The sequence below is a fragment of the Paucimonas lemoignei genome, from assembly GCF_004342585.1.
GTDB classification, from domain to species: domain Bacteria; phylum Pseudomonadota; class Gammaproteobacteria; order Burkholderiales; family Burkholderiaceae_D; genus Paucimonas; species Paucimonas lemoignei.
Genome location: NZ_SLZQ01000003.1, coordinates 88,679 through 101,121 on the forward strand (window position 1 = coordinate 88,679; position 12,443 = coordinate 101,121).

Genomic DNA, 12,443 nt, shown 5'->3' on the forward strand with positions numbered 1-12,443 from the left:
CTGGATTTCTGGGCTGTCCTGAACCTTTCACTGACTTTTCGATATGGCACTGATCCCGACCACCATCCTCACCGGCTTTCTCGGCGCGGGCAAAACCACCCTGCTCAACCGCATTCTGCAGGAATCGCATGGCTACAAGATCGCGGTCATCGAAAACGAATTTGGCCCGGAAAACATCGACAATGCCATCCTGGTACAGGAAAGCAATGAACAGATCGTCGAAATGAATAACGGCTGCATCTGCTGCACCGTGCGCGGCGACCTGATTGAAGCGCTGAACAACCTGGCACGCCAGCGCGCCGCCGGCAAAATCCAGTTCGACCGCGTCGTCATCGAAACCACCGGCCTGGCCAATCCCGGTCCGGTGGCGCAAACCTTTTTCATGGATGACGAGGTCGCCTCGCGGTACATGCTCGACGCCATCGTTACGGTGGTCGATGCCCGGCATGGCATGCAGCAGCTCGATGCGCAGGAAGAAGCGCAGCGCCAGGTCGGTTTCGCCGACCGCATCCTGCTGTCGAAAACCGACCTGGTCGACGAACCTGCCATCGACCAGTTGACGCAACGGCTCGGCCGCATGAACCCGCGCGCACCGATCAGCAAGGCCGATTTCGGACGCGTGCCGCTTGCCGACGTGCTGGATCTGCGCGGCTTCAACCTCAATGACAAGCTGGAACTCGATCCCGACTTCCTGCGTGCGGATGAAGACGAGCATGCTCACCACGAGCATGCATGCAGCGCAGACTGTCAGCACGACCATGCCCATCACGGCCACCACAAGCATCATGGACATGCACACCATCGCCACGATCAGATCGCCGCATTCGCCTTCACCAGCGAGCGCCCGTTCGACAGCCTGAAGCTCGATGAATTTCTCGGCCAGATCATCCAGGTCTTCGGTCCGCAACTCTTGCGTTACAAGGGTATCCTGTCGATGGCCGGCGGCGAGCGCAAGGTCATCTTCCAGGGCGTTCATCAAATGATGGGGACGGACTTGGGAGCGAAATGGCAGGACGGCGAACCGCGCTGCAGCAAAATGGTCTTTATCGGAAAAGATTTACCAAAAGACATTTTTATTGCTGGATTAAAACAATGTTTGGTATAAATTAGTTCAGTTCAGAAAATTGCTAATAAATAGATGGGAAAGGCTTTTCTGAATTAAATTAATTTGATCAATGGGCATCGGGACTGCTTCAAGGAGCGCGCCATGAACGCAACCGTTGTAAAAAAAACACGAAAAATCAGCGAAACTGCAAGTCCCAAGGCGAAAAGCCCGAGCAGCGGAAAGCAAACTGCCGCTAAATCCGTGGCAAATAACGGTTTGAACAAAATCTCGGGCAAATCTGCTGTAAAATCCGTGACCGCAAAAAAAACCGCCTCTGCGGCCAGCCGTTCAGCAACCAAGAAGGCAGCAGAACAAAAGCCATCCAAGAGCGCGGTCATTGCGAAATCATCCGGCACGTCAAAACGGCCGGCAGTTAACAAAGCGGCGAAATCGATTGCCAAGGCTCCAGCAACTCTTGCTTCTGCCTCAAGCAAAACGGAAAAGCCGGTCCCGCGCAAGAGCACCAAGAGTGCGCCGGAACGTCTTTCTCCTTCAGTCGATACCGCCCTCGATTCGAAAGTAAGCGAAGTGGCAACCAAGACAAGCAAACCGAATCCTGACACTCCTGCCCAAGGCAGCCTGTTGACCGAAGAGCAAATCCTGAAGATGGATGAAAAGGATTACATGAACGAGGCGCAGTTGGCCTTCTTCAAGGCTCGCCTGCAGCAACTTGAACGCGATTTGCTCAAGAATGCCGATGAAACTACCGAGCACCTGCGTGAAACCGTGCTGGTGCCGGATCCGGCTGACCGCGCCACCATCGAGGAAGAGCATGCCCTGGAGTTGCGCACCCGCGATCGCGAGCGCAAGCTGCTCAAGAAAGTGCAGCAATCCCTGGCTGCCATCGAGTCTGGCGACTATGGCTGGTGCGAGGAAACCGGCGACCCGATCGGTATCCCGCGTCTGCTGGCCCGTCCAACGGCAACCCTGTCGCTGGAAGCGCAGCAACGTCGTGAACTCAAGCAAAAGCTGTACGGCGACTGATACCATCCATTCAGGTTTTCTGTATTCATGCCGGCAGGGCGACTTGCCGGCATTTTCATTTCAGTGGTCCGCCGAAATGATGCATGAAGACAGCTCGCATATTGTTGCCAAAAAGACGGCATTCAGCACGGATCATTTGACAAATCGCCCTCAGCAAGCTGTAATCGACATCCGCCCTTTTCTTAGGGCTATAATTGCCGAATGGAATTTAGTCTTTCAGACTAACGCTGGTTTTGGCATGCTGCGATGTAATGACGGAAATACGCAGATGCCGGTAGTAATAGGGACAGGAGAGACGTGGGGATTTTTTCGTTTTTAGGCAAGAAGGACCGACAAGCAGACACACCCGAGTCTGACCGGGACGCTTCTCGCCGCAAGCCCGCCAGCGAACAAGCTCGTTCATCCAGCGCTCGCTCTCCCGCACGCAATCTGCAGCAGCGTGATGCAGCGCGCGCGACCGCCGAAAAAATCGATGCGATCGAATCCGAAATGACCTCGGAACTGGGTCGCTCATCCAGTAAATCGGGCAGCCAGAACACTCTGCCTCCGGCAACGTCGAAGCCCGCATCGCCATCCACCGCTACTGGCCAGCCAGCCAATAGCCAGCCGGCTTCGACCTCTGCTCTGCCGAGACTCGACAACACCACGGCATTTGGCCTGGACTTGAAAGCAGGCAGCGTCGTCGTCGCCAGCTCGGAAACGCATCCGGCCATCGAAGAAGCAGCGGTCTTGTTCGCCAATGAGCAAAATGATCTGGTCGAACAAATGCTGCTTGACGCTATCCACGACCCTTCGCTCGGCGAAAAGAGCGGCATGGTCTGGCGCATGTTGTTCGATCTTTACCAGGTCATGGGCAAGCAAGACAAATTCGAAAACCTGTCGATTGAATTTGCTGCCAAGTTTGAAACGTCGCCACCGGCGTGGGACGACGGTCGTGCCGATTTGGACAATACGGTGCAACCAAGCGCCAGTGCCACTCCTGCCATTACCTTCTCCGGCAAGCTCGATGAATCAATCGTCAAGCAACTCGAGCGTGCCCAGAAGCTGAGCGAAAAGAATGGCATGTTGCGCCTGGAATTCGCGCGCGTCAGCGAAGTCTTGCCGGAAGGCTGCGAACTGCTGCTGGCGACATTAAAGAAACTGCAGAAGGCAGGCTACGAACTGATTCTGGTAGGCGCACCCGAACTGGCTTCCAAGATTCGCGGCATTATCGAAACCGGCCGCCGGGATGCCACCGATGCTCCGTGGTTGCTGCTGCTGGAAATTCTGCAATTGCTGAACCGCGAACAGGAATTCGAAGAAACCAGTATCGATTACTGTGTCACGTTTGAGGTATCGCCGCCGGCTTTTATCGCGCCGAAAAAAGTATCGACCGCCGTAGAATTGCCGGATTTGTCGCAAGAGGCGGAATCGGAAAAATTCCAAATGCCGGCCGTGATCGACGTCCGCAGCAATGCCTTCAACACCATCACGGATTACATCAACCGGCATGAGCATGCCGTTCTTGATTGTAAAAACCTGATTCGCGTCGATTTCAGCGCGGCCGGCCAATTGCTATCTTTGATGGCGCCATTGACCGGCCAGGGTAAAGTGATTGAATTGTGTAACGTCAGCTATCTGGTCGCGGCATTGTTCCAAGTGATCGGCTTGCGTGAAGTTGCCCAGATCACCTTGCGCAAGAACTAGCATTAAACCGCCTTTCTCTCATCGCCAGCCTGCATGAAATTGCAGAATTGCAAGGTAGCCATTCCAGGCTAATTCCATTCAGGCTGTTCCTCCCTCGTTCAGCTCTTTAGCTTGTCTTCCGGGATCAGCCGAATCTCATTGCGCTCGTCATTGCGTTCGTCATTGCCTTATCTTGTAATTGCCGATTTGGTCCCCATTATCTTGATATTGCCTGTCCGTCTGGCTTGAGCAGTTTCAACGCTTCTCTACATGGCAGAGTGAATCCTGCAGACGCGGAGCAAAATAACAGCCATCTTTCAATTGAGGTTTTCATGGAACAATTTCACGGCACCACCATTGTTTCCGTTCGGCGCGGCAATGCGGTCGCACTCGGCGGCGATGGACAAGTGACTCTCGGCAACGCAGTCATGAAAGCCAGCGCTCGCAAAATCCGCAGGCTGTATCACGGCAAGGTGCTGGCTGGTTTCGCCGGCGGTACTGCCGACGCTTTCACGCTGATTGAACGTTTTGAAGCCAAGCTGGAAAAGCATCAAGGTCATTTGTTGCGCGCCTCGGTCGAGCTCGCCAAGGATTGGCGCACCGACCGCATGCTGCGCCGCCTGGAAGCCATGCTGCTGGTCGCGGACCGCGAATCAACCCTTGTCATCACCGGCAATGGCGATGTGCTGGAACCGGAAGACGGCGTCGGCGCCATCGGCTCGGGAGGCTTGTACGCGCAATCGGCAGCCAAGGCGCTGCAGGAAAACACCGATCTGCCGCCACAGGATATCGTCAAGAAAGCACTGACCATCGCCGGCGAGCTGTGCATCTACACCAACCTGAACCACGTGATCGAAACCCTCGAATAACCTATTGCAGACTGACACCATGAATATGACTCCTCCGGAGATCGTCTCCGAACTCGACAAGCACGTGGTCGGCCAGGCCAATGCCAAGCGCGCCGTTGCTATCGCCCTGCGCAACCGCTGGCGCCGCCAGCAGATCGAGGAACCGCTGCGCCACGAAATCACGCCCAAGAATATCCTCATGATCGGTCCGACCGGCGTCGGCAAGACTGAAATCGCCCGCCGCCTGGCCAAGCTGGCCGATGCGCCATTCATCAAGATCGAAGCAACCAAGTTCACCGAGGTCGGCTATGTCGGCCGCGACGTCGACACCATCATCCGCGATCTGATCGACATCGGCATCAAGCAGACGCGCGAATCGGAAATGCGCAAGGTGCGTTCGCGCGCCGAAGATGCCGCGGAAAACCGCGTGCTTGACATCCTGCTGCCGCCGCCGCGCGACTTCGGCTTTCACTCCAGCCCCGCACCGGAAGAAGATGCCGGCGCCGGCAGCTCCACGCGGCAGACCTTCCGCAAGCGTCTCCGTGAAGGCGAACTGAACGACCGCGAAATTGAAGTCGAAGTCTCGGAAGCCGCGCCGCACATGGAAATCATGGCGCCGCCCGGCATGGAAGAAATGACGGAGCAGATCAAGTCGATGTTTTCCGGCATCGGTGGCGGGCGCAAGAAAAAGCGCAAGCTCAAGATCAAGGAAGCCTTGAAGCTGCTGGTGGAAGAAGAAGCCGCCAAGCTGATCAACGAGGATGAGCTCAAGCAAAAGGCCATTGCCAATGTCGAGCAGAACGGTATCGTCTTTCTCGATGAGATCGACAAGATCGCGTCTCGCTCCGAAGTCGGCGGCGCCGATGTTTCGCGTGCCGGCGTACAGCGCGACTTGCTGCCGCTGGTCGAAGGAACCACGGTCAATACCAAGTACGGCATGATCCGCACCGATCACATCCTGTTTATCGCATCCGGCGCATTCCATTTGGCCAAACCTTCAGACCTGATCCCGGAACTGCAGGGGCGCTTCCCGATTCGCGTCGAACTGGAGTCGCTGTCCATCGCGGATTTCGAACGCATTCTGACATCCACCGATGCGTGCCTGACCAAGCAGTATGAAGCGTTGATGGCTACCGAAGGCCTGAAGGTGGAGTTTGCCGAGGATGGCATCAAGCGCCTGGCGGAAATCGCTTATTCGGTCAATGAGAAAACCGAAAACATCGGCGCCCGCAGGCTCTACACGGTGATGGAGAAATTGTTAGAAGAACTGTCGTATACGGCCAGCGACATGACGGAAAAAACCGTCGAAATCCACGCGGCCTATGTCGATGAAAAGCTGGGCGCGCTGGCCGTCAATGAAGACTTGTCGCGCTACGTGCTGTAAGCCGTTCAGCGGCTTGGCGCACGCACTTGTCCGCCCGGCCCTCCCATGTCGGAAGGCGGGGTGGGACTGGGCGGCGTACCCGGCGCAGCCTGCCCGGACTGCATGCTCGGCGGTGCGCCGGCATAGCCCGGGATTGGTTTCAAGGCCGAAGTAGGGCTGGTAATCGCCCCTGGCTGTGGCGACTGATTGCCCAGTTCTGTAGGCTGCGCTGGCGACGGACCAGGGCTCGTCGGTACCGGCGCCGTAATCAGCATGTCAGACTGGCCTCTGGCACTTTCCGGCAATTCCACCCGCTTGGGCACGCCATTTTCCGTCAGCACCACATACATGGGATGCACTTCCTTGAGGACCACGCCCGGCATGATTTCCTTACCTACCGGGATAGCTACTGCCGGTTTGCCATCGGCTGACAAAATCACCGCACTTTCGCGCGCCGTACCCGACATCAGCACGCCCTTCAATTCATAGTTGCTGGCCACGGCCACTGCCGCAGGCCGGCCGCCGAACAGGGAAGCGGCGGCGTCCACCCTTACCTCCGCTTGTGCCGTTGCCGGCGGCGGCGCCACCGGTCGCTCGGCGGGCTTGAATAACTGCAGCCCCCAGTACGCCACCGAAGCGCACAGAGCGATGAACAGGATGAAACTGGCAACGAGAGGCAACTGCTTCATTCGATTCCTTTTATTATTTTCTGGGCTAGCGCACCAACTGGTTGATCTCGATGATAGGCATGAGCACTGCCAGCACGATCAGCAGCACCACCGCACCCATTGCCAGAATCAGCACCGGTTCCAGCAAGCCGGCAATCGTCAGCGCGCGGCGCTCCAGATCCTGCTCCTGGGCATTGGAAGCACGCTCCAGCATGGTCGGCAGCTCACCGGTCACTTCGCCGGCACGAATCATGTGAATCAGCATCGGCGGGAAATGCTGGTGCGCCGACAGCGCGCGCGCCAGGCTCACGCCTTCACGCACGCTATTGGTTGCCTCTTCCACCTGTTCGCGCATGGCGACATTGGAAAGCGTATCACGGCTCGTCTGCAAGGCGCGCAAAATCGGCACGCCGGAACCGGTGGTGATCGCCAGCGTGCTGGCAAAGCGAGAGGTATTCAGACTGCGCTCGAACTTGCCGTACAGGGGCGCGTCCAGCAGCCAGGTATGCCAGCGCCGCTTGACCGATGGATTCTTCAGCATGCGGCGCCAGATAAGCCAGGCGACAATGATGACGACCGCAACGATCCAGCCGTAGTTGCGCACGAAGTCCGAAATCGCCAGCATCATCACGGTCAGGAACGGCAGCTTCTGCTTGGTATTGGCAAACACCGAAACGATCTGCGGCACCACATAGGTGAGCAGGAAAATGACGATGGCGAAGGCGACGATCGTGACAATCGCCGGATAGGTAAATGCCAAGCGAACTTTCTGCACCAGCGAATTGCGCCGCTCGATGTAATCGGCCAGCCGCGACAGCACGCGTGACAGTTGACCGATCTGCTCGCCGGAAGCGACCAGGGCGCGGTAAATATCCGGAAAGTCGCGCGGATGCTGGGAAAGCGCATCGGAAAGCGACGAGCCTGCCATCACCTCCGAGCGGATCGACGCGATTAGGTCGCGCACATAAGTGCGTTCGGCTTGCTCCAGCAAGGCGGTAAACGATTGCTCCAGCGGCAAGCCCGCCTCCAGCAAGCTGGCAAGCTGGCGCGTAAATAATGCAATCTCGACCGTCGAGAGCTTGTCGCCGAAGCCGCGCGAGCGTGTCTGGCCCGCCGCGTCAACCTGGGCAGCGATTGCCTCGACCTTGATCGGCACCATGCTCTGCGAGCGCAAATCGGCACGCGCAGCACGGGCGCTGTCGGCATTCAGTACGCCTTTTTTGGTACTGCCGCCGGCATCGACGGCTTCATATCGGAATGCTGGCAAGACGCCACCTATTCTTTAGTAACACGCAAGAGTTCGGCCTCGGTCGTCACACCCTCGGCCAGCCAGCGCTCGCCATCCTCGCGCATGGTACGCATGCCATACTTCTGCGCAGTAGCGCGGATATCGGCTTCAGAGGCCTGGTTATGGATTAGCGCGGCAATCTCGTCATTGGTCTGCAACAGCTCATACACGCCGACACGCCCCTGATAACCGGTATGGCCGCAGTGGTCGCAACCGACCGCGTGCCAGGTCTTGCCATCGTAACGGCGGCATTCCGGACAGAGCTTGCGCACCAGACGCTGCGCCACCACGCCCAGGAGCGAAGACGACAGCAGGAACGGTTCGATGCCCATGTCCAGCAAACGGGTAACGGCTGCAGCCGAATCGTTGGTATGCAGCGTTGCCAGCACCAGGTGGCCGGTCAGCGATGCCTGCACCGCGATCTGCGCGGTTTCCAGGTCGCGGATCTCACCGATCATGATGACGTCCGGATCCTGGCGCAGGATCGCGCGCAGGGCCTTGGCGAAAGTCATGTCGATTTTCGCGTTGACCTGGGTTTGACCGACGCCGGCCAGCTCATATTCGATCGGGTCTTCGACAGTCAGGATATTGGTGGTCGAGGCATTGAGGCGCGACAGCGCGGCATACAGCGTGGTGGTCTTGCCGGAACCTGTCGGGCCAGTCACCAGCACGATGCCGTGCGGCTGCGAAATCAGGCGGTCGAACTCGGGCAATACCGATTCGCTCATGCCCAGATGGCTCAGATCGAGCCGGCCGGCTTCCTTGTCCAGAAGACGCAGCACGGCGCGCTCGCCGTGACCGGTAGGCAGGGTCGAAACACGCACGTCGACGGGCTTGCCGCCGATGCGCAAGGTAATGCGGCCATCTTGCGGCAAGCGCTTTTCGGCAATATCGAGTTGCGCCATGATCTTGATACGCGAAATCAGCGAAGCATGGATCGCCTTCTTCGGCCGCACGATGTCGCGCAAGGCGCCATCGATGCGGAAGCGCACGACGGATACCTGTTCGAACGGCTCGATGTGAATATCCGAAGCGCCTTCGCGCAAGGCTTGCGTGAGTAGCGCATTGATCATGCGGATTACCGGCGCGTCGTCGGCGGACTCCAGCAAATCCTCGACCGCCGGCATGTCGCGCATCAGCTTGGCCAGATCCATATCCGATTCGTACTCATCGATGACCTGGGCGGCGTCACCGCCGGAGCCCGCATAGGCCTGCGCGATCGCTGCCTCCAGCTCTTCCCGGTCCATCGACTTCAGGCGGATACGGCCGAAACGGCGGCTGACCTCGGCGATGGCAGCAGGCTGGGTCGCATCCGAGACCCAGACCTCTACCGGTGCACCATCACCGCCACGCTGCGCCAGCACGGCAAAGTCGCGCGCATAGGCATACGGCAGCAGGCGGGATTCGATTGTTGCGTTTTCCATATTGATTCCAATAACTCATTTGCCCGGTTCCGGCACTGCCGCCGGCTGCGGCACCGTCTGGGTGGACGGCTGAACGCTGGACGGTGGCATGCTCCCCGCCGGCACGCTGGCCGGCTGGGTGCCATTGACGGCGGCCGGCTGCAGCGGCAAGGCTTGCTGCAACATCGTGCCGCCAACTGGGCGGCCGTTTTCCAGAGGCGGCAGCATTGGTCCGCCGGTGTTGGGCAGGACCAGGGACTGTCTCGGCGTGGCGGTCATCTGTGCGCCGCGAATGTAATCGTAACGATCGGCCACTACACTGGCGTTTTGCTCGGCGGTGCGAATGATCACCGGCCGCAGGAACACCATCAGGTTGCGCTTCGTGCGCTGCCGCGACTGGGCTTTGAAAAGATTGCCAATGATGGGAATATCGCCCAGGCCGGGAACCTTGTCGGTGCCATCCCGGGTCGTGTCCGAAATTAAGCCGCCTAGGACGATAATTTGACCATCATCAACTAAGACATTGGTTTCGATGGAACGTTTCGTCGTAATGATGCCGGCGGTGCTGGAAACCGAACTATCGATATCCGACGATTCCTGATAAATACCCAGCTTGATGGTCCCGCCTTCGGAAACCTGCGGCTTGACCCGCAATGACAAACCGATATCCCTGCGCTCGACCGTCTGGAACGGGTTCACGCCGGCAGCTCCGCCCGATGCGGCGGTCGTGTACTGGCCGGTAATGAAAGGCACGTTCTGGCCGACGATGATGCGAGCTTCTTCGTTATCCAGAGTCAGCAGGTTAGGCGTGGACAGGATATTGGTATCGGACACGCTTCGCAGCGCATGCAGCACGGCACCAAGTCCGAGCTGGCCATTAATTTGGCGGAACAGGCCGAGCGACAGGCCAGGTGCAATACTGGGGACACCTGCCTCGGCCGAACCCAGGTTAGCCAAGGAGGTTGCCAGATTGACGATATTGGTGCCGCCCTGATTGAGCGCACTGACGCCGCCGACACGGTAGCGGCTATCGGAATCCCCCGACAGTCCCAACCATTGCACGCCGAAATCACCGGCATTATCGGCATTGACTTCGACAATCAGCGATTCCACATACACCTGGGCGCGGCGGGCATCGAGCTTGTCGATCACGGCGCGCAAGTTGCGATAAACCGCTTCGCTGGCGGTAATGATCAGCGTATTGGTCGAGGGGTCGGCCTGGATGAAGCCGGCGGAGCCCGACCCCGACTGGAGCCCGGCTTGCTGGGTACTCGAACCGCTGCCCAGCGGGCCTGATTGCAAGCCTGCGCCCGATGTGGTGCCGGTGCTTCCCTGCTGTCCCAATCCACCTTGCTGTCCAAAGGCGCCCTGCTGCGATTGGGAAAGTCCCGAGCCCTGCTGGTTGGTATTCAGCGATGAGGCATCTGCCGATACCACGGCGCGCAGCGTTTGCGCCAGCTTGGTGGCGTCGGCGTTTTTCAGGTACACGACGTGCACGTTACCTGGATTGGAAGTGGGCTGGTCGAGTTTGGCGATAAGCGACTTGGCCAGGTTGGCACGCGCCGCCGAAGGCGCGCGCACGATGACCGAATTGGTACGGGAATCCGCAAGCAGGCTGATGCGGTCGGCCCCACCGGGAGCGCCGGCGCTCGGCTCCATCAGGCGGTTGACCATCGTCGCGATGTCGCTGGCAATCGCATGGCGAACCGGAACGACATCCATGTCGCCCGAAGCCGGGCTGTCGAGCGCGGCGATGATCTTGCCCATGCGCTTGAGGTTATCGGCATAGTCCGTAATCACCAGCGAGTTATTGCCGGGATTGGCATTGATCGTGTTGTTCGGCGAAATGAGCGGCCGCAGCACGGTCACCAGGTTGGCGGCCGATTCGTAATTCAGGCGGAAGATCTGGGTAGCGATCTGGTCGCCGCGCGCACGCGTCGCCGCACCGGCCTGGATCGGACCGGCTTGCAGCTTGGCATCCGCTTCCGGCACCACCTTGGCAAATCCATCGCCGATCACCACGGTATAACCCTGCAGGCGCAATGCCGAGGACAGCAGGCTGAAGGCTTCCGACTTCGAGACCGGGCGCTCGGAGATCAGGCTGATCGTGCCCTTGACGCGCGGGTCGATCAGGAAGGTCATGTTGGTATAGTGCCCCACGGCCTTGACCACCGATTCGATATCCGCGCCAACGAAATTCAGTACGGCTTCTCCCTTGGCAGGCTCCTGCTGCTGTGCGTATGCCGGCGGCAGCGCCAGGGCACACATGAGAGCAGCGACCACGCCGCTGCGGCACAGATTCTTGCCTGCCTGGAAAGTCTTGCTTGGTTTGATTTTCATTATTTGAACTCGAGCCTGGTTACGTTTTTATTACCTTCCCTGCGGCGTGGCCCCAGCAGGTTCAGCAGGTTACCCAGCCGTTCCTCCTGCCCTGCTTCGGCTTCCGCCCTCCCCGAAAACTGCAGCCGGCCGTTGATCAGCATGCCTGACCCGGACAGCAGCATCGGTCCCCTTAATGTCTTCAATGCCACCTGCGCCTGTTGCCCCTCCCAGTCGAACGCCATCGCATACGCCCCCAGGGGCTTGATCGGCGACAGGCGCGACGACATATCCTGCATTTCCAGCATCATCCTGCCTTGCAGGGCAACGGCTTGCCCCGTGTGCGTCAGCAGCAAGGGCGACCACATCAGTCGCAAGCGTCCCGACGGCTGTATCGTATTCAGCGGCGCTCCCAGGGTCGCCAGGCGCTCGGCCGGCAAATCCATTTCGCCGCTGCTGATTTCCCATGTTCGCCAGCTGCCGGTGACACTCATCGGCTTCGACAGGACAGCCGGATTTTCCAGCGTCATGTTTGTCTTGCCGATCAATATCGCCGGCGACAACGTCCAGCTGAAACGCCCCGGCAGCAATGGCGATACCGGGTCACGTCCGCTTGGTGCCGCGCCAACGAATGCGGAACCGCGCCACAATGTGCCCTGTGCATCCCCCAAGGTAAAACGTCCGCCAGTCTGGCGCTCCAGCAGTGTCGCCATCCACGCCGCCGGCAGAAAAACCAGGATCGTAATGGCAATGCTGACAATGCCTGCCAGTAACCATAGCATGAGGCGATTTACTGTGCC

At 58.8% G+C, this 12,443-nt stretch carries 11 protein-coding genes; 5 read left to right on the top strand and 6 right to left on the bottom strand.

Going from position 1 to position 12,443, the window contains the following annotated elements:
- Positions 1-43: 43 nt before the first annotated feature.
- Positions 44-1,105 (top strand): CobW family GTP-binding protein, encoded by a 1,062-nt coding sequence (locus tag EDC30_RS05790; protein WP_132257861.1) that lies wholly within the window; start codon positions 44-46, stop codon positions 1,103-1,105.
- 53 nt (positions 1,106-1,158) lie between these two features.
- Here the strand turns inward: EDC30_RS05790 and EDC30_RS19945 are convergent, their stop codons facing one another.
- Positions 1,159-1,653 carry a hypothetical protein gene (locus tag EDC30_RS19945; RefSeq protein ID WP_132257862.1) on the bottom strand — a complete coding sequence of 165 codons (495 nt, stop codon included), beginning with the start codon at positions 1,651-1,653 and terminating at the stop codon, positions 1,159-1,161.
- A 31-nt stretch (positions 1,654-1,684) separates the two neighbouring features.
- On the opposite strand from EDC30_RS19945, the gene dksA reads away from it, so the two are divergent.
- The 4 genes from dksA to hslU all read left to right on the top strand — a co-directional run bounded on the left by dksA (position 1,685) and on the right by hslU (position 5,986).
- Positions 1,685-2,089: an RNA polymerase-binding protein DksA gene (gene dksA, locus EDC30_RS19950; RefSeq protein ID WP_132258142.1), complete on the top strand. Its 405-nt coding sequence runs from the start codon at positions 1,685-1,687 to the stop codon at positions 2,087-2,089.
- A 297-nt stretch (positions 2,090-2,386) separates the two neighbouring features.
- A complete protein-coding gene (locus EDC30_RS05805; protein ID WP_132257863.1) occupies positions 2,387-3,775 on the top strand; it encodes an STAS domain-containing protein in 1,389 nt (462 codons plus the stop codon).
- Positions 3,776-4,086: 311 nt separating this feature from the next.
- The gene (hslV, locus tag EDC30_RS05810; protein ID WP_132257864.1) at positions 4,087-4,623 is read left to right on the top strand and encodes an ATP-dependent protease subunit HslV; all 537 of its coding nucleotides are present in this window, start codon (positions 4,087-4,089) and stop codon (positions 4,621-4,623) included.
- Positions 4,624-4,642: 19 nt separating this feature from the next.
- Positions 4,643-5,986: an ATP-dependent protease ATPase subunit HslU gene (gene hslU / locus EDC30_RS05815; RefSeq protein WP_207907218.1), complete on the top strand. Its 1,344-nt coding sequence runs from the start codon at positions 4,643-4,645 to the stop codon at positions 5,984-5,986.
- Positions 5,987-5,991: 5 nt separating this feature from the next.
- Here the strand turns inward: hslU and EDC30_RS05820 are convergent, their stop codons facing one another.
- From EDC30_RS05820 to gspN, 5 genes are read right to left on the bottom strand one after another with little or no spacing between them, the layout of a single operon-like run.
- Positions 5,992-6,654: a type II secretion system protein N gene (locus EDC30_RS05820; protein WP_132257865.1), complete on the bottom strand. Its 663-nt coding sequence runs from the start codon at positions 6,652-6,654 to the stop codon at positions 5,992-5,994.
- A 25-nt stretch (positions 6,655-6,679) separates the two neighbouring features.
- Positions 6,680-7,900 (bottom strand): type II secretion system inner membrane protein GspF, encoded by a 1,221-nt coding sequence (gene gspF, locus EDC30_RS05825; RefSeq protein ID WP_132257866.1) that lies wholly within the window; start codon positions 7,898-7,900, stop codon positions 6,680-6,682.
- An 8-nt stretch (positions 7,901-7,908) separates the two neighbouring features.
- A complete protein-coding gene (gene gspE / locus EDC30_RS05830; RefSeq protein WP_132257867.1) occupies positions 7,909-9,345 on the bottom strand; it encodes a type II secretion system ATPase GspE in 1,437 nt (478 codons plus the stop codon).
- Positions 9,346-9,360: 15 nt separating this feature from the next.
- On the bottom strand, positions 9,361-11,664 hold the full coding sequence (gspD, locus tag EDC30_RS05835; RefSeq protein ID WP_132257868.1) for a type II secretion system secretin GspD: 2,304 nt from the start codon (positions 11,662-11,664) through the stop codon (positions 9,361-9,363).
- On the bottom strand, positions 11,664-12,425 hold the full coding sequence (gspN, locus tag EDC30_RS05840) for a type II secretion system protein N (RefSeq protein ID WP_132257869.1): 762 nt from the start codon (positions 12,423-12,425) through the stop codon (positions 11,664-11,666). Before gspN ends, gspD begins: the two co-directional genes overlap by 1 nt.
- Positions 12,426-12,443 lie beyond the last annotated feature (18 nt).